The organism is Qipengyuania sp. S6317L1, assembly GCF_023015615.1.
In the GTDB taxonomy this organism is placed as follows: domain Bacteria; phylum Pseudomonadota; class Alphaproteobacteria; order Sphingomonadales; family Sphingomonadaceae; genus Erythrobacter.
Map to the genome: position 1 here is coordinate 276,768 of NZ_JALKAJ010000005.1, position 17,211 is coordinate 293,978.

Below are 17,211 nucleotides of genomic sequence, written 5' to 3' on the forward strand. Positions count from 1 at the left end.
GGGCCTCCTGCGTTCTAGCGTAGCGGCGAACCGTCATCGGCTTGATACTTGGCGAGTTCGGTTATTTTCACATCGAGAGAGCCCAGGGCTTCCTGAAACGTTGCCATGTGCGGGGTGGCGAAGTGATGGGTGAGGGCGGCATCATCGACCCACTTTTCAACGATCACGAGCTTGCTGGGATCGAGCACGTCCAGCGCGTAGGAGTATCCTAGGCACCCTTCTTCCGCACGCGATGCCTCGATCATAGCGGTGAAGGCCCCGCGCGCTTCTTCAAGCGTCCTTTCGCCAAGAGTGGCCTCGGCCAAAACGATCAGCATTGCGTGTCCCCGTCAATGATTTCGAGGACAAGCATAGCTTAGGGATACGCTGTTTAGAAGGACTGCTTGTAAACGTGCGAAACGTCGCCGCCCCATTCACCATGGTATGCATCAAGCAAGCGCTGCGCCGGAACCTTGCCCGTTGAGACGATCTCATCAAGCGTTTCCAGAAAGCCGGTTTCATTGTCGCCGCTCACGTTCAGGCGTGCACGTGCGGATAGTCCTTTGTGCGCGATGTCGAGTACTTCACGGCCAAGGTCCTGCATTGTCCCACCACCCGGAAGCGGCGATTGAAGCCCGAGTTTCGGAGCATCGTTGCGCAGTTTCTCGCGCTCTTCCATAGTCCAACCCTTGACCCGATCCCAAGCGGCATCAAGCGCGCCTTGGTCATACATGAGGCCGACCCAGAAGGCGGGAAGCGCGCAAATCCGGCTCCATGGACCGCCATCCGCGCCGCGCATTTCCAGGAAGCTCTTGAGTCGCACCTCGGGAAAAGCGGTGGAAAGGTGGTCCCACCAATCGCTCGCCGTGGGACGTTCGCCGGGCAGGACGGAAAGCTTGCCTTCCATGAAGTCACGGAAAGAAAGCCCCGCGGCGTCAATATATTGTCCGTCGCGGAAGACGAAATACATCGGCACATCAAGCATGTATTCGGCCCAGCGTTCGTAACCAAAGCCGTCTTCGAAAACAAAGGGCAGCATGCCTGTGCGGTGCGGGTCGGTGTCCGACCAAATATGACTGCGATAAGAGAGGTAGCCGTTGGGCTTGCCTTCGGTGAAGGGCGAATTCGCAAACAGCGCGGTCGCGAGCGGTTGAAGCGCAAGCCCGACGCGGAATTTCTTCACCATGTCGGCTTCAGATGAATAATCGAGATTGACCTGAATGGTGCAGGTGCGCAGCATCATGTCGAGCCCCAGATTGCCGACTTTCGGCATATGGTTCATCATGATCTTGTAACGCCCTTTGGGCATCACGGGCAGCTCTTCGCGGGTCTTGTCGGGCCACATGCCAAGGCCGAGATAGCCCACACCGCATTCCTCGCCGATTTCCTTGACCTGCGCCAGGTGCCGGCCGGTTTCATTACAGGTTTCATGCAGCGTTTCGAGAGGAGCGCCGGAAAGCTCAAGCTGGCCTGCGGGTTCAAGGCTGACCGTTCCATCTGCACCTTTCATCGCGATCACATTCGCTGTGCCATCCGGGCCAACTTCCTCAATCGGTTCCCATCCGAACCGCTTCAGGCTCATCAGGATGTCGCGGATGCCAGCGTCCTCGTCGTAAGAGGGGGCGTGGTTGTCATCGGTGTGATAGACGAATTTTTCGTGCTCGGTGCCAATGCGCCAGTCAGCCTTCGGCTTCTCCCCGGCTCGCATGGGCGCTGTCAGATCATCGAGGCTTTCGATGATCGGCTCATCGGCGGCGGAGGCTTCGCGGGTGCTCATTCAAGGATCCCTCTAGTGGAAGGGCTGTTCTAGGAAACGGTTCGAACAGGGGGAAGTGTAATCTGCCTTTATGCCGCGCAAATCATTCTGTTCCCGAATTTTTCGGCAATGCCCAATCGCCAGCAGCTGCCATCCATACGGATAGTGCGGCGATCGCGGCCGTTTCTGCGCGCAGGATGCGCGGGCCCAGCGTGATTGGGCGGGCTTGTGCGTGCGCGCGGATCGCGGCGCGCTCGGCATCGTCAAAACCGCCTTCGGGGCCGACCAGAATGGCGGCGGGACCTTCGTGGCTCGCAAAGGTCGTCGCAGCGGTTTCTCCCCCCTCTTCGTCTGCAAAAAAGAGCAGTCGGTCCGGCGGCCAGTCTTTCAGCAGCGCGTCGAGCTTCTTCGGCTCGCCTAATTCGGGCAAAGCGGTGCGCGCGCATTGTTCGGCCGCTTCCGTTGTGATGGTGCGAGCGCGCTCTGCGTTGAGTTTATCTGCGACACAGCGGCGCGTGATCACAGGCTGGATGCGCGCAGCGCCAAGTTCGGTCGCCTTTTCGAGCACCAGATCGAAGCGGTCTTTCTTGAGCAAAGCAGGGCACAGCCAAAGATCCGGCACTTCCTCTCGCTCACGCAGGCGCGTGGTTGTTGTCACATCAACCCGGCGCTTCGCAACCGCATCGACTTTTGCAGCCCATTCGCCGGTTTGATTGTCGCATAAGATGACAACGTCACCGGCTTTCACCCGCATGACTTTGCCAAGATAGTGGGCGTGGGCCCCTTCGAGTTGAAAACTGCGCCCTTCGCCAAGTGCAAATTCGACGAACAGGCGCGGCGCGCTCTTGGGAGGCCAGGAAGGAGTGGCAGGCATGGCTTTTCCCTAAGCGCTCAACAGGCTAGAGGGAAGCCATGCGTGCTCTTCTTTGCCAATTCGCTATCGCTTTCGTGTTTCTCGCCCTTGGCGGCTGGGCCTTGATCGCCCCGCAAAGTGTGATCGATCTGACCCTGACGCCGCAATATCGCGAAGACAGCTTCATTCTGCGCTTCGTTATGGCGTGTTTCGGGGCTCAGGCGGTGATGTTCGGCATTATGGCTTTGGTGACGCGCTGGTCGTCTAAGGCGTTCGCGGTTTTCGCCGTGGTGCTCATCCCCTTTTTCATCTTCAACTGGTACTTTCACTACGAGGTGCCCGTGCTCAATTCGATCGGTATGCTTGATTTCGCGGGCAATGTGGTGATGTTCGCGGCCTGTCTTCTTGGCTGGCAGGCGGCGCGTAAAGGCGAAAAGAATACCGGAGGCATTGTGCCGCTATGAACGAGCAGACCTCTCCGCAAATCGTCCCGGATAGCGAGCATCGCGGCCTCGTCGCACGGCTTCCACAGCTGCCGCGAGACCTGGCGCAGCTGGCGCGGTTCGACCGCCCAATTGGGTGGTGGCTGCTCTTTTGGCCGTGCGTTTTTGGCGTGTGGCTTGCCGGAGCAGGCCCGCAGTTTGCGCTGCTGGGCTGGCTTCTGCTTGGCGCGATTGCGATGCGAGGAGCAGGGTGCGTTTACAACGATATTGTCGATGCGAAACTTGATGCGAGCGTCGCGCGCACCGCTTTGCGCCCCGTAGCCAGCGGACGGGTGTCGAAGAAACTCGCGTGGGGCTGGCTCTTTTCCCTGTGCCTCATCGGTTTGGTGGTGCTGCTCCAACTACGCCTCACCGCACAAGTGGTCGCGCTCACCAGCCTTGCTCTGGTCGCCGCCTATCCTTTCATGAAGCGCATCACATGGTGGCCGCAGGCCTGGCTCGGCATGGTTTTCAATTGGGGATTGCTCGTCGGATGGAGTGAACTTCGCTTCGATAATTTCGATGCGCTGGCGGCGATATATGCAGGCTGCATCTGCTGGGTGATTGGATATGATACGATTTACGCGCTGCAAGACCGAGAGGATGACGCGCTTGTCGGTATCAAATCCTCGGCGCTGCGAATGGGGAAGCATGTTCACGCAGGGGTGGCCGGGTTTTATGCTGCGACGATAGGCCTGTGGGGCCTTGGTATCTGGCTCTATCGCCCTGACATTTTTGCACTGCTCGCGCTTCTGCCGGTGGCGGGGCACCTCCTGTGGCAGGTTTCGACGCTCGACGCGAGCGACCCTGACAACCCGCTCGAACGCTTTCGCTCCAACCGCTGGGCCGGCGCACTGATGGCGGCAGCGTGCTTTGTGGTCGGTAACGCGGGGGCGTAAAGCGATGTGCAACCTTTATCGCATGACCAAAACCGTCGATGAGATCGCAGGGCTTTTCGATGCAATTGATGCAGTGCAGGGAGCAAATTTCGGTGAGGAAGTCTATCCCGGCTATCCCGGACTGGTGGTCGCACCCGATGCGCAAGCCAAGCCCAAGGTCGGCACGATGAATTGGGGCTTTCCTTTGGTGATGAAGGGAAAGGGCGGCCAACCGCTTAAGCCAAAGCCCGTCAACAATGCGCGAACCGACAAGCTCGACAGCTTCTTCTGGCGTTCCTCTTTCGAGCGCCGCCGCTGCCTTATCCCGCTTAGTGCGTGGGCAGAGGCGCAAGGGGCCAAGGGGGCCAAGACACGCACGTGGCTCTCGCTGCCCGATACCGAAACCTTCGCCGCAGCAGGCGTCTGGCGAAAGAGCGACGAGTTTGGCACGTGCTATTCGATGGTTATGAACGATAGCGCAGGGTCTGCTGCCGAATGCGTGCATTCGCGGATGCCTGTGCTCCTTTCCCCAGAAGACTACGGCCTGTGGATGTCTGGTTCGCCAGAGGAAGCAAAAAGCCTTTGCAAGCCATGGAAGGGTGACATCACGATCGAAGCGACGGACCAATCCTGGGTGCGCCGCTGAAGCTTGGGCCGCGGCTTGGGGGCATGAGCGAAGAGCGGTTCGCGAGGCATGATCTCGTTCATTTTGCCTCTCCTTCATAGCTGATGATCTCGAATTCGATCCCGTCCCAGTCGAAGAAATAAAAGCGCTGACCCGGCTCGTAATCATCATGACCAAAAGGTTCGAGCCCGGCGCCTTTGACCACGCTTTCGGCAGTGACCAGATCATCAACCAGAAGCCCTATATGGTTGAGCGGCTGTCCTTTCGAATATCGCCGGCGATGATCGGCGCGCACATCTTCATTGGTATAAAGGGCCATGTAATCAGCGCCATTACCGGGCGCGCCGACATGGATGGTGTCGCCGCCAAGCTGCGACTTCCCGCGCCAGCGTTCCTCCCAACCGAGCAGCCCCTTCAAAAGCGCGGCGCTTTTTTCCGGATCGGTGACAGTGAGGTTGGCGTGTTCAATGCGTCCTGAAACCATTGATCTTACTCCTTAATATGAAGGGTGTGACCGACGTGCGAATCACCGTGGAAGATCATCTTGCGACCTCAACCTAACTTGAGGTCAAGCTTCTAATTGGCTACGCTATCATCATGGCTCGAAAACTCTCGCATAAAGACCTCATCCCCATTGGCGAAGTATCGCGCCGCACAGGGCAAAGCGTTTCCGCGATCCGCTTTTACGAAGACAAGGGGCTGCTTGAGCCGATCCGAACTGGCGGCAATCAACGCCGTTTCCTTCGTTCGGACATTCGCCGCGTAAGCTTTATCCTCATTGCGCAAAAGCTCGGCCTGACGCTTTCGCAGATCCAGTGGGTGATGCGCGATTTACCGCATGGACGAACGCCCACAGCCAAGGATTGGCAGCGCATTAGCAAGGCTATCAGAGCTTCAATTGATGCGCGCATCGACGCGCTTGAGCGCACGCGGGACCGGCTTGATGGATGTATCGGTTGCGGCTGCCTCAGCCTCGATAAGTGCGCGATCTATAACCCGGATGACAAATTGGGTGAGGAAGGCCCAGGCCCCCGCCAGATACTCGTGCAGACGCTTTCTGATGAATTTCCCGCTTAACCTTCGGGAGCAAGATCCGGATCAAGGTCGCGGGGACGCTTGAAGTGCGTCAACTTGCCGCAGAATTTTTTCAGCTGCGACCAATCGTCAATCTTGCATTCGATCACGGCAAAAGCGCCGGTAGGGAATTTAACCACGGCTTCTTTGAACAGATCATTCTCATTGGCTGGAGAGATTAACTCGAGGATGGTCTCATAAAGCCCGGGATTATGACCCGAAATCAGGATTGCATCCGGATTATCGCCACCCGCATGGTCTTCGACAACTTCCATTATTGTATCCGGGCTCGCCAGATATAGGCGTTGATCATAGGCGACGGGCATATCGGGAAGCGCGGTCTCTAGTGTTGCTTTTACCCGTTCAGCCGGGCTCGCTACGAGTTTGTCCCACTTCAATCCGTGTTCGATTACATGCGCGCCGATTACCTCGGCACCGCGCCTACCGCGGTCGTTCAAACCACGGTCAAAGTCGCGCGTTGCCCCATCGCTCCAATCCGATTTGGCGTGTCGCAAGATCCCCAGATACTTCGGCAAGCTTTACCCCCAAGCGTTCGCAAGTCGTCGGCGGTCCCATGCCACGAGTTCAGGCAAAAGCAAATGCGGCAAAAAGAAAATGCGGCAATCTCCCTGCTCCGCCCGACAGACGGTGTCCGCTGGGAATGGGCGAAGAGGTGAGATTGCCGCAAGTCGGACCGGACCCTGACGAGGATAAGCGCCCGACTGATAAAAAAGGGTCAGATAAAAGTCGGATCGACCGCAAAAAGCCAGCCGTTGACCGCCGTGGTAGCGGCAAGAAGGGCTGTAACCATGACGCCCACCTTCTCGGCGCTGCTGCGCGAGAATTTCCGGAGGGGAAACCCTTCGAAAAGGGGGCGTGCATTATTGCGAAACTCTTCTTTGTAGCGCGGGTGCTCGGTTCCCATCGCTCGGTCCCAGAAGGTAAAGTAGAACCCGTAATTGTGGCCCGACGAGTGGTGCAGATCGTGGTGCGTGGTGGTGCTGATCCAGTCTGTCAGCGGATTGTCGACCCAACCTGCGGGGAAAAGCTCGCTGCCCGCATGCGCCATTACATTGCGGATGATCATGTGCCACAAAAAGACAAGCACCGCGATGCCTGCATACTGGATGCCAAACAGGCTGGTGACGATAAGGAACAGCGGCAGGTACGCGGCCTCCACCACGGCTTCCAAAGTCGCAAAGCTGTAGGCAGCCCACGGCGTCGGAGTGCGCGACTTGTGATGGTGAAGATGCGAGATGCGGAACAACGCCCTCGTGTGCATGGCGCGGTGGATCCAGTAGAAATAAGCATCGTGGACAAGCACGATGAGCGCAAATTGCCACGCGACCGTGAGCATTGGCACTCTCTCCAGTTTGAGCCCGATCAGCCCGACTTCGCGGCCCATCAAGATCACAAGCGTGACCAAGGCGAACACGATCACGGTACGCATCGAAGAGAGCACTTCGCGGATATAATCGCCCCGAGAAGCTCTGCGTTTCCTCTGAATGCGCCGTGCCTCGGACCAGCTGCGAAACACCAGCAGGAACAGCGTAAGCGCCCCTGCAGCCATGAGGTAGCGCCCGAGATCGAAATAGATCACATCGATAAAATGATCGCCGATGCGGGTGATAGCGTATTCGAGAGTAGAGGCGGCGGGCTCTGGGGTGGCGGTGTCGGAAGAGGTCATCATTCGGCTCCATCGGGTTTGGGTGCCGTCGGTTTGGATGACTTTGGGCTCAGCGTCCTTAGCGATGCCGCAAAAATGGCCTCGATTCTGAAATCGAGCCACATTTTTCAGTTCTGATCGGCGTCTGAATGCTCTGTCTGAGGCTCTGGTGCTACGAAGGCCCGCTTGCGAAATTCACTTGGAGATGAACCGCTTAGCTCGCGAAACGCACGGTTGAAGGGAGGTAGCGAATTGTACCCCAGGTCCATAGCAATGGTGAGGATGGGCAAATCGACATTTTCGCTCGATGAGAGCCTTCTTTGCGCCTCGGCGATACGATAGCCGTTCAGGAAGGCACTGAAATTGCGGTGGCCCAGCCGCTGGTTGATCAAAGCCCGCAACCGGTGTTCGGGCGTCTCAAGCTGCTCGGCGAGCGCAGCGATGGTGAGGCCCGATGCTCTGTAGGCCCCCTCATCCATCGCGCTGACCAGCCTGTCATGGAGCACCTTCTCGGAAGGTGACAGCTCAAGTTCGGGCACCATTTCATTGGGCAGATCGGGACGCTGCTCTTCGCTCGTTTTGGGTAGAAGCTCGCGGTTGGTGCGAAACAGGGTGAGGCTGGCAAACAGCATGAACACCAAGATCAAGGTCGAATTGATGATCGAGACAATAGGGTGGCGGCTGTCGAGAGGCGAGAGCGGTTCGAGTATTTCAACGAGCAGGATCTGGCCTGCCTGAAGCGCCACCAGCAACGGGAACCAGAACCGGACGATCCGGCGATCTTCGACCAAATCATCGCCGCGCTCGAAAATCCCGACCCTTACGAGGTCCGCCACCAGCACCAGCGCCACCACATGCAGCAGCACGAAGCCTGTTTCCCCCACCAGATGGACCAGAAAATTCTGCAGGAACCAGCCCAGCACCATAAGAGCCGCTGTGATAAGCATGATGCGTTGCTCTGGCTCGCGCTCGAAAAGGCGGCGACCAAAGAGCCATATCCAGAACGGTGTCGAAATCGCAAAAAGCTCGATCCATGGCGAGGCGGGCCCGCGTTCGGTCATCATCGGGGTATTGAGCAGGTAGCCTACCGATCCCACCAACATCCCGATCAGAGGCACGCGAACCGAGAGGCGCACTTCGCTTGCCACCACCATGGCGATCAAGGTGAGAGCGCTGCCCAGCGACATGAGCCGGATTAGAAAATCCCAATCATGGATCATACGAAACTATCTGGGATGTTGTCGTTCAGGATTCCAGTGTCTTCGTCGGCGTGTGCGTCATCTTCGCCGATCAGGCCGCCTTTGACCCTCGCCAGTGCTTCGTCGAGCGTCACCCGCCGCACCATCGTTCCCTTGGGAAACGCGCTGAGCAGTCTTGAGGGAAATGCCGATGAAAGAACCACGAAATGTCCTGCATCATCCTTGTTACGAATGAGGCGGCCAAATGCCTGAGCAAGTTTTGCGCGGATAATACGGTCGTCATATTTGCTGCCGCCATTGGCCGCGCGGCGCGCCTTGTGAAGAATGTTGGGGCGCGGCCACGGAACCGCTTCGAGCACAACGCATCTGAGAGAACGTCCCGGTACATCCACACCGTCACGCAGCGCATCGGTGCCGAGCAAACTCGCTTTAGGGTCGTCCCGAAAAATGTCGACCAGCGTGCCGGTGTCGATGGGGTCAACGTGCTGCGCGTAAATCGGCAGCCCTTCGCGCGCCAGACGGTCGGCGATGCGACCATGCACAGCGCGCATCCGGCGGATGGCTGTGAATAGGCCAAGGACGCCGCCCTCGCTTGCCTCGATCATCCTCGCATAGGCTCCCGCGAGCCCGGGAAGGTCGCCTTTCCTCACGTCGGTGACGATCAGGACCTCGGCCCTCTTGGCGTAGTCGAATGGGCTGTCGGCCTGGCTGAGCAGTGGCTGGCTCTCGATATGCGCGACGCCTGAGCGGGCGATGGCGCTCTGCCATTGCAATTCTTGCGGATCGCCGGTTTCCGTTTCGATCCGGTCGGTTAGAGTTGCGCTTGTCAGCATTACGCCGTGGGCCGGTTCCAGCACCACCTTGGCAAATGGCTTCATCGGGTCGAGCCACCGCCGGTGGATTGCAACGTCAAACTCGCGCGCATCAGAGCGGTCAACCGCGAGCCAATCGACAAATTCCGGGTCGGCGGGGCCACCAAGCCGCACCAGCAGCGATTCCCACGCAGTCAACAAATCCACGCGCCACGAGAGTGAGAACCGCGCCCCTTCAATCCTTGCTCGGCCCTGTCCATCAAGCCAGTCGGGCGGGTCCGCCATAATCGCCTCCAGCCGCGCGCCGAGTTTCATCAGCGGGATGCGAATTCTGGCAAGTGCTTCGGCAGCGGCATTGGAGGCCTCAATGACTTCTCCGGGCAGACCCGATGCTTCGGTCTCGATCCCGTATCCAGCCTCCTGCCCCTTTTCATCTCGGGCGTAGGTAACGGTGCGAACAGCCGCCAGAAGCTCCTCGACCGGGCCTAAAGCGGCGTCCTCGTGGAGACGTTGCAGCCAGCCATCACCCGGAAGAGCACTTGCTTTCTCGCATGCCTCATCAATCGCTTCACCGCCTTCTTCATCGTAGCTTGCAACGTCGGCCAGCCGCGCCGAAAGGCCGCGTCTGCGGCCACGGTTCTTGCGCTCTGGCCCGATGATCCAGCGCCTCAGTTCAATCGCCTCCTGGCCTGAGAGCGTGGCGGCAAAAGTGCTGTCAGCGGCCTCGAAGACATGGTGGCCCTCATCGAAGATAATGCGGGTGGGACGCTGTGCGTGGTCGCGGCCGCGCGCCGCGTTGACCATCACCAATGCGTGGTTGGCGATCACCAAATCGGCCTGCGCCGAGTCCCGCGCGGCGCGCTCTATGAAGCATTTTCGGTAATGCGGGCAGCCTGCATAGATACACTCACCGCGTTGATCAGTGAGGGCTGCGATCCCGCGTTTACGGAACAGAGTGCCAAGCCATCCGGGCAGGTCGCCACCGATCATATCGCCATCGCGAGTGAACGATGCCCAGCGTGCGACCAAATGCGCAAGGATTGCCGGACGTCCGGCAAAACCGCCTTGAAGAGCGTCTTCAAGGTTGAGCAGACACAGATAATTCTCGCGTCCCTTGCGCACGACGACCGGAGGTGTGCCATCAGCGCGCTTGGCCGGCCAGGCGCGTCTGCTTTCGGTGCGCAACTGCCGCTGCAGGTTCTTGGTGAAGGTCGATACCCACACGGTCCCGCCAGAGCGCGCCGCCCAAAGTGATGAGGGAGCCAGATACCCCAGTGTTTTGCCAATCCCCGTGGCTGCCTGCGCGAGTGCCACATGCGGTAATTCCCGGGCGTCGCGGGGGGCAAATATCTTTGCCGCATCCTGCGTGTAAACCTGCTGCCCCTTGCGCTTTTCAGCTTTGTCGCCCGTAAGTTCGTCCAGCTTGGCGGTCACATCCGCTGGTGGCATTTCGACTTGGCGCGGCGCGCCGCGTTCACCCGCTTCCTCCCATTCCGGAAGCGCGGAGAACAGCCATTTCTCGGCCCGATCGGGTCTGGCAATATGCGGCTTCAAAACCTGCGCCCATGGCCAGCGCAACCGTTCCAGAGATTGCAGCGAAGACCAGGCCCCGGCGCGTTCGAACCACTCCGGGTTCTCGCACTCTTCGACCAGGGCGCCTGCTGCCAATTGCAGAAACTCTGGCACGGCCTCATCGCCCTCTGGCTCATCCAGCTCCAAAGCAGAAGCTAACCCTCGCGGGGTCGGTACGCAAAACCGTGCAGGATGCACGAAGGCAAAGAGCTCTAACAGATCAAGCCCCGACAGATCGGGATAGCCTAGCCGGTTGGCCACCAATGGCGCATTCAGAAGCAGAACGGGTGTGTCGGCCGCGGCCATGATCGCGTCCCCCTTTGATGCGGCCTCGGTCGCACCGGTGCTCGTGCGCAGCCAATTGCCCGAATGGCTGGCATGGAGCGAGGGAAGGGGGAGGGGGGCAGGCTTGCTCACGCGACCCTTGATGGCGCGGCCTCAATCCAATGTAAACGCATGCGTGCAAGACTATTGTGGCTAGACCTTCCGGAGACCACACGATGCGTTTCAAACTTGTCACTTTGGCTGTCAGCCTGTCCCTTTGTGCCGCGGCGATGCCGGTTTCGGCCGAGGAGAAAACACCCGCTTCAGTCGAACAGGCCAACGCTCGCATTGCGGCCGTGCAAGCGCATATTGATGCCTATCGCTCAGGTGATCTTGATCGCTTCGTTGCGACTTTCGCAAAAGATGCCGAGGTTCACGCTATGGGGATGACCGCCATCGGCCATCGCCAGATCAAGGAAATCTATCGCATGAATTTTCAGCCCGGATCGCCCGGCCTTCAAATATACGACAACGGTATTGATGGCGATATGATCTGGGTGTCGGCTGGATACGTCTTCCCTAACGGCGAAGAGATGTGCTGTTCGCTCTCCGAATATCGGGTTGAGGGCGGCAAAATCAGTTTCCTGCGCTCCAACATGGAGTAGGCATCAAAGAACACGCCTGCGTGCCGGAGAAGTGGTTGACCCTCGGGCCAGTATTGACGCTTTTCGCGCTTGTGGGCATTGCGCCGTGGCCCTAAAAGCCGCCGCACTATGACAGACAGCACACTCAACGAAGCCGCCCGTTCGTCCAAAGCCTGGCCATTCCAAGAGGCACAACGCCTTGAAAAACGGGTGAAGGCGAAACGGCTGAAAACCGGCGCAACCGATAATGAGCCTGTGCTGTTTGAAACCGGATACGGTCCCTCTGGTCTGCCGCATATCGGTACGTTTCAGGAGGTCCTTCGCACAACCTTCGTGCGCCGCGCCTATGAGGCGCTGACGGGTGAGCCGACGCGCCTCGTCGCGTTTAGCGATGATATGGACGGCCTTCGCAAGGTACCCGATAACGTCCCCAATCAGGAAATGCTGGCCGAGCACCTTGGCAAGCCTTTGAGCCGGATTCCTGATCCGTTCGAGAAGTATGAGAGCTTCGCGCATCACAACAACGCGATGCTGCGCGAATTCCTCGACCGCTTCGGTTTCGAGTATGAGTTCATCGCCTCATCAAGCCGGTACAATTCGGGCGCGTTTGATGATGCGCTGAAGAACGTGCTGCGCAATAATCAGGCGATTCTCGACATCATGCTGCCCACGCTTCGCGCGGAGCGCGCCGCGACCTATTCGCCGATCATGCCGATCTCGCCCAAGACGGGTGTGGTTCTGCAAGTCCCGGTCGAAGTTGTCGATGTTGACGCTGGGATCATTCGCTTCACCGACGAAGACGGCGAAGTGATCGAACAAAGCGCGCTTGGCGGTCAGTCGAAGCTTCAATGGAAAGTCGACTTTGCCATGCGCTGGGTCGCGCTGGGCGTTGACTATGAGATGTATGGCAAGGATTTGACCGACACTGGCGTTCAGTCGGGCAAGATCGCGCGCGTCCTTGGCGGCAATAAGCCGGAAGGTCTGATCTACGAGCTGTTCCTCGACGAAAAGGGCGAGAAGATTTCCAAGTCGAAAGGCAACGGCCTGACGATTGAGCAATGGCTTGAGTATGGGACGGAGGAGAGCCTTGGCTTCTATATCTTCCCTAACCCGAAGAGCGCGAAGCAGCTTCACACGGGCGTCATTCCGCGTGCGGTCGATGACTATTGGCAGTTCCGTGAGCGCCTCGCCGAGCAACCGCTCGACAAGCAATTGGGCAATCCGGTGTGGCATTTGCTGCGCGCAAACCACTCGCTTGCGGGCGCCGAAGCCCCGGGGGCTGGAGACACGGTTCCGGTAAGCTTTGGCCTGCTCTTGAACCTCGCAAGCGTGCTTGGCTCTGAGGCGACGGCAGAAAACCTCGCAGGCTATGTTGAAAGTTACCTAGGCGAGACAGAGAAGAACGCTGACCTTGACCGGATGATCGAAGCGGCGGTTGCCTACACCCGCGACTTCATCGTGCCCACGCTCAACAAGCGCGGGGCGGTTGGTGGCGAGGTTGAGGCCTTGCGCGAACTCGATGCCAAACTTGCCGAAGCGGACGCTGATGCGAGCGCAGAAGACTTGCAGACGATGGTGTACGAAATTGGCAAGAACGAAGCGCATGGCTTTGAAAACCTGCGCGATTGGTTCCGGGCCTTGTACGAAACCCTGCTCGGATCAGAGCAGGGACCGCGCATGGGCAGCTTCATCGCGCTTTACGGTGTTGAGCCCACTCGCAAGCTGATCGCAGAGGCGCTGGCGAAGGTCTGACCAATGACGCCCTGGCGTCGCAAGGGCGGAGTCGAAGCGAAGCGGAAGCCGTCTAGCGAGGACGCAGCCCCGAACGGGGCTGCGCAAGTCCTAGCGCCCTACTTCCACGCCCGCGTGCGATACCATTTGGTGAAGATGTATTTGGCGCCCTTGATGACCGGCGTGCCAGCATGAATTGTCGCCTCGTTGGGCGAGCCATCAGGTTTGGCGTTGTTCCACAATAGGAGCACGCCGGGCTTGGGCTCCAGCTTGATGCCGATGTCGACGAAGTAGGTCTCACCGCCCTCTTCAACTTCATTGAGGAATGCCATCGTGGTCCAGCTGCGCTGCCCGCCGCGCTTTCTTTCATCCTCCCAATAGGCCTCCGTGGGATAGAACCAGTCGTTGTGCGCCTTGAATTGTTGGCCTGGGAGATAGCGTTGCCCTTGCAGAGCTTCGCCCACTTTCGGGTCGACGCCCATGAGGTCGTCGATCCGCCGGCTGATCCCTTTGACGAAGCTGTCATGCGGGTCGAGGTCGCCCGAATAACTTGTGCGAAAGCCGGCATCGTAGCCGATTTCATGCAGGCTTGATGGCCGGGCGGTCGCATCGACCATGGTGCATAACCTTGCGCATTCGGCAGGGGTCAGGAAGTCGCCAACCGCATAAAGGTCGGCCAAGTCGGTTTCGATTTTATAGACACCCGGATCGGCCTCCAATCGTTCGCGGACCTTCTTGCCCATAATCCGGCAGGCGTCTTGATCGGGAAAATTCTTTGTCTTTGCCATCACCGCGCGGGTTAGCACCGGATGAAGGCCAAAGAAAACCCCCGGAGGATCGCTCCCCCGAGGGTTTTTCGCCAGTCTGCACCCGGCCTTACCAGAAGAAATCGTGGATCACATCAACCACTTCACCGGTGTAGATATCCACCAACACCACATCGTCATAATACCGTACCCAGCGATAGGGGCCATAGACCGGTGGCAGGCGGTATGCCCATGGGTCGGAAATCCAATAACGCTGACCAAAGAACAGGTTATCAAGATAGAACCCAATCCTCAGGCGGCTGTAGGAGTGCCCGTAGAAGGGCGCGTAATAACGACCGAGGCGGTAGAAGCTGCGATTGGCAGCCCGATAGTTGCGCCAGCCAAAGCGGCGGTCGTTGCGCCATCCGCGACGGTTCCAGTTGCGGAAATCACGCCGACCATCGCGATAGCCACGGCCATAGGCGAACCTTTGGTCACGCCAGCCCCGATCGCTGCGGTAATAGCCTCGCGAGTCCCGGCGATCAGCACGCCTCTCGGACCGAACACCGTTGCGCTCTGCACGGTCGATGCGGCGATTGTCACGGCGGTCCGCGCCAAAAGCCCGGTTGGCAAAACCACGATTTTCTCTGCCATTGCTCACCCGGTCAGCCCGGCGATCACCGCGCCGCTCGATCCGGTCGGACCTGCGATCACCGCGATTTTCGATCCGATTGGCGCGGCGGTCACCGCGGTTTTCAATCCGATCTGCGCGCCGTTCTGATTGACGGTCCACTCGGTTTGCAGCGCGATTATTGCCGCGCGCCTCAAAGCGATCAGCACGCCGGTCGCCTCTTTGCTCGACACGGTTCGCGCGGCGTTCGCTGCTGCGGTCGACCCGGTTCGCGCGCACCTCGCCCCGACGCTCGACGCGGTCAGCGCGGCGTTGACTTTGGCGCTCGATCCGGTTGCCGGTGCGGTTGGCGCGCTGTTCTGCGCGATCCCCGCGAGTCATCATGGGTCGCTCCTGCCGTGCTGAGCGTTGTTCGGTGCGATTGACTTGCCTGTTGGCGCGTCGCTCCCCGCGGTTTGATTGGCGGTTTGCCTGGCGATTGGCGCGTCGCTCACCACGATTTGCCTGGCGGTTTGCGCGGCGATCGGCGCGGTCTTGCTCCGCTTCCGCTGCTGCGCTTGCCAGGATTTCGAGATTCGTCGCCTCAGCCTCCTCAACAGGAACGGCAAAGGCAAGCGCCAAGCCTAGAGCCGACAACGCGGTTCCTCTCATCAGCTGGGTTATATCCATTGTAGTGCCTTTCAGTGTTGCCGCCCCACCATCACGGCCGTGATTATCCCGGAGCCACTTGGCCCTCGATGATTGCGTTTTACGGGTGAGTCGCTGAGCGCAACCTTAACCGCCCGTTTAGGGTTACGTTCATGTTTGCGGCGTTGAACATGAACATCTTGACCCCTCGTGTCAAAGCGCCAATGGCTCTTGCCTATGTTTGAAACACTCGAAGATGTGCGCGAAGATCTGACGCGCCGTTTGGTGCGCGCCGCCAAAGACAGACGTTCCCCCATGCACGTGCCAGCGGTCATTACGAGCGACGTTGATGCGCGGATTATGGTCTTGCGCGAGTTCTACTCAGACCAATGGACCTTGCGCTTTCATACCGACACGCGAGCGCCCAAGGTCACAGCGATCAAGGACGACCCTCGCATGGCAGTGTTGTTCTACGACAAGGGCGCCAAGATCCAGATCCGTGCCAAGGGCAAGGGCAGAGTGCTTGCCGACGATCCGCTGACGCAGGAAGCATGGGACAAGGGCACCAATTTTGCGCGGCGTTGCTATCTGGGGGATGGGCCCGGGACGGCGAGTGATACGCCGACATCAGGCCTGCCGGATGAGTTCGAAGGCCACGAACCGAGTGACGAGCAGCTTATCCCGGCGCGTGAAAACTTTGCCATTTTGATGGTCGATCTGGTCGAACTGGATTGGCTCTATCTTGCCCACACAGGTCATGTGCGCGCGCAGTTCACCCGCGATGATAGCGGAGCGTGGTGCGGGCGCTGGGTGTCGCCCTAGGCTGCTTTGCGCGAAGAGGGTGAGGGAGCAGGCGCGGGCAGAAGCAGGACTTCTTCCCATGGTTCCTCTACCGTGCCGTCATATGTGGGCAGTGGCGCTTTGTCGAGTTCCGAGCCTGCACGCATTACCTTGGCGATATGATCGAGGACTGCCTGATGATCATAGCGTTCCGCACGGTGGGGCGGAACGGGGCGTGCCGGACTTGAGCCTTTCGCAGCCTTCTTTGCAAAGATCTTCGCACGGATTGCCGATGCGTCGCGATCTGCCTGCTCGGTGCGGGCAGCGTGGTCGGCCACGCGCGCGATCTGGCTTTGCAAGGTGTTGCCTTCGAAAAGGTTGGAGAGCGGATCAGGCTTGGCTCCCTTGCGCGGTTCCCAGAAGACAACAGCCAGCGTTCCAAGCGCGCCGATTGCTGCTCCTGCACCAAGCGCAAGAAGCGGGTTAATCGTGCTCAAAGCGACAAAGAAAGGTTCCAAGATAGCGCCCTCACAATTCAAGGACCGTCCCCTTGGCCCCTGTTGAAACATCAATGTAAACTCATCGACCTGCGTATCTTTCGCGGGCGGGCGTTAAATCCGGGTTAAGGACGCTGGTCGGTGGTGAATTTGGCGAAGGATGGGAGCCGGAGGGGCAGATTGGCAGGAGCGCGCCTCCGACGACGACGCTGAGGCATCTTGATGCGCTGCAAAACAAGAGCGCGATCAGGCGCGTGGCGCACGAAAGCGACAACCTCATTACCTATGTGGGGCTGACCGACAGCGCCCGCGCCGCGATTGATCAGGCGCTGGGAGCAGGGTGATGATTGGCGGCATTGGGGCGGCTCGTGGCACCCCTTTTGTTGATAAAGTGC

18 protein-coding genes are annotated in these 17,211 nt (G+C 59.1%); 7 read left to right on the forward strand and 11 right to left on the reverse strand.

Annotated elements, in window-relative coordinates; translation table 11 throughout:
* Positions 1-14: 14 nt before the first annotated feature.
* The 3 genes from MWU38_RS12960 to MWU38_RS12970 form a co-directional block, all read right to left on the reverse strand.
* Positions 15-317: a putative quinol monooxygenase gene (locus MWU38_RS12960; protein ID WP_247272228.1), complete on the reverse strand. Its 303-nt coding sequence runs from the start codon at positions 315-317 to the stop codon at positions 15-17.
* 53 nt (positions 318-370) lie between these two features.
* The gene (locus MWU38_RS12965) at positions 371-1,756 is read right to left on the reverse strand and encodes a glutamate--cysteine ligase (RefSeq protein ID WP_247272229.1); all 1,386 of its coding nucleotides are present in this window, start codon (positions 1,754-1,756) and stop codon (positions 371-373) included.
* 82 nt (positions 1,757-1,838) lie between these two features.
* Positions 1,839-2,609, reverse strand: a complete 771-nt coding sequence (locus MWU38_RS12970; RefSeq protein WP_247272230.1) for a 16S rRNA (uracil(1498)-N(3))-methyltransferase — start codon at positions 2,607-2,609, stop codon at positions 1,839-1,841.
* A 38-nt stretch (positions 2,610-2,647) separates the two neighbouring features.
* Here MWU38_RS12970 and MWU38_RS12975 point away from each other — a divergent pair, with 38 nt between their 5' ends.
* From MWU38_RS12975 to MWU38_RS12985, 3 genes are read left to right on the forward strand one after another with little or no spacing between them, the layout of a single operon-like run.
* Positions 2,648-3,052: a hypothetical protein gene (locus tag MWU38_RS12975; protein ID WP_247272231.1), complete on the forward strand. Its 405-nt coding sequence runs from the start codon at positions 2,648-2,650 to the stop codon at positions 3,050-3,052.
* Entirely contained in the window at positions 3,049-3,969 is a 921-nt protein-coding gene (gene ubiA, locus MWU38_RS12980; RefSeq protein WP_247272232.1) for a 4-hydroxybenzoate octaprenyltransferase, read from the forward strand. Before MWU38_RS12975 ends, ubiA begins: the two co-directional genes overlap by 4 nt.
* 4 nt (positions 3,970-3,973) lie before the next feature.
* On the forward strand, positions 3,974-4,594 hold the full coding sequence (locus tag MWU38_RS12985; RefSeq protein ID WP_247272233.1) for an SOS response-associated peptidase family protein: 621 nt from the start codon (positions 3,974-3,976) through the stop codon (positions 4,592-4,594).
* Positions 4,595-4,652: 58 nt separating this feature from the next.
* Here MWU38_RS12985 and MWU38_RS12990 read toward each other — a convergent pair whose 3' ends face one another.
* Positions 4,653-5,057, reverse strand: a complete 405-nt coding sequence (locus MWU38_RS12990) for a VOC family protein (protein WP_247272234.1) — start codon at positions 5,055-5,057, stop codon at positions 4,653-4,655.
* A 113-nt stretch (positions 5,058-5,170) separates the two neighbouring features.
* Here MWU38_RS12990 and soxR point away from each other — a divergent pair, with 113 nt between their 5' ends.
* Complete coding sequence (gene soxR / locus MWU38_RS12995) at positions 5,171-5,650, forward strand: redox-sensitive transcriptional activator SoxR (protein ID WP_247272235.1); 480 nt, start codon at positions 5,171-5,173, stop codon at positions 5,648-5,650.
* Here soxR and MWU38_RS13000 read toward each other — a convergent pair.
* The 4 genes from MWU38_RS13000 to MWU38_RS13015 all read right to left on the reverse strand — a co-directional run bounded on the left by MWU38_RS13000 (position 5,647) and on the right by MWU38_RS13015 (position 11,313).
* Positions 5,647-6,162 (reverse strand): histidine phosphatase family protein, encoded by a 516-nt coding sequence (locus MWU38_RS13000; RefSeq protein WP_247272236.1) that lies wholly within the window; start codon positions 6,160-6,162, stop codon positions 5,647-5,649. The two genes, soxR and MWU38_RS13000, sit on opposite strands and share 4 nt — an antisense overlap.
* A gap of 221 nt (positions 6,163-6,383) precedes the next feature.
* A complete protein-coding gene (locus tag MWU38_RS13005; RefSeq protein WP_247272237.1) occupies positions 6,384-7,337 on the reverse strand; it encodes a sterol desaturase family protein in 954 nt (317 codons plus the stop codon).
* Positions 7,338-7,441: 104 nt separating this feature from the next.
* Positions 7,442-8,533, reverse strand: a complete 1,092-nt coding sequence (locus MWU38_RS13010) for a helix-turn-helix domain-containing protein (RefSeq protein WP_247272238.1) — start codon at positions 8,531-8,533, stop codon at positions 7,442-7,444.
* Positions 8,530-11,313 (reverse strand): ATP-dependent DNA helicase, encoded by a 2,784-nt coding sequence (locus MWU38_RS13015; RefSeq protein WP_247272239.1) that lies wholly within the window; start codon positions 11,311-11,313, stop codon positions 8,530-8,532. Before MWU38_RS13015 ends, MWU38_RS13010 begins: the two co-directional genes overlap by 4 nt.
* Positions 11,314-11,396: 83 nt before the next feature.
* Between MWU38_RS13015 and MWU38_RS13020 the strand changes: the two genes are divergently transcribed.
* On the forward strand, positions 11,397-11,825 hold the full coding sequence (locus MWU38_RS13020) for a nuclear transport factor 2 family protein (protein WP_247272240.1): 429 nt from the start codon (positions 11,397-11,399) through the stop codon (positions 11,823-11,825).
* A 108-nt stretch (positions 11,826-11,933) separates the two neighbouring features.
* Positions 11,934-13,556, forward strand: coding sequence for a lysine--tRNA ligase (locus tag MWU38_RS13025; RefSeq protein ID WP_247272241.1), 1,623 nt, complete (start codon positions 11,934-11,936; stop codon positions 13,554-13,556).
* A 98-nt stretch (positions 13,557-13,654) separates the two neighbouring features.
* Here the strand turns inward: MWU38_RS13025 and MWU38_RS13030 are convergent, their stop codons facing one another.
* Together MWU38_RS13030 and MWU38_RS13035 are read right to left on the reverse strand one after the other, a co-directional pair.
* The gene (locus MWU38_RS13030; RefSeq protein WP_247272242.1) at positions 13,655-14,323 is read right to left on the reverse strand and encodes a 2OG-Fe(II) oxygenase; all 669 of its coding nucleotides are present in this window, start codon (positions 14,321-14,323) and stop codon (positions 13,655-13,657) included.
* Between the two features lie 88 nt (positions 14,324-14,411).
* Positions 14,412-15,581, reverse strand: a complete 1,170-nt coding sequence (locus MWU38_RS13035) for an RcnB family protein (protein WP_247272243.1) — start codon at positions 15,579-15,581, stop codon at positions 14,412-14,414.
* 195 nt (positions 15,582-15,776) lie between these two features.
* Between MWU38_RS13035 and MWU38_RS13040 the strand changes: the two genes are divergently transcribed.
* Positions 15,777-16,361 (forward strand): pyridoxamine 5'-phosphate oxidase family protein, encoded by a 585-nt coding sequence (locus MWU38_RS13040; protein ID WP_247272244.1) that lies wholly within the window; start codon positions 15,777-15,779, stop codon positions 16,359-16,361.
* On the opposite strand, the gene MWU38_RS13045 is transcribed toward MWU38_RS13040, so the two are convergent.
* The gene (locus MWU38_RS13045; RefSeq protein ID WP_247272245.1) at positions 16,358-16,816 is read right to left on the reverse strand and encodes a hypothetical protein; all 459 of its coding nucleotides are present in this window, start codon (positions 16,814-16,816) and stop codon (positions 16,358-16,360) included. The genes MWU38_RS13040 and MWU38_RS13045 overlap by 4 nt on opposite strands.
* Between the last annotated feature and the right edge of the window lie 395 nt (positions 16,817-17,211).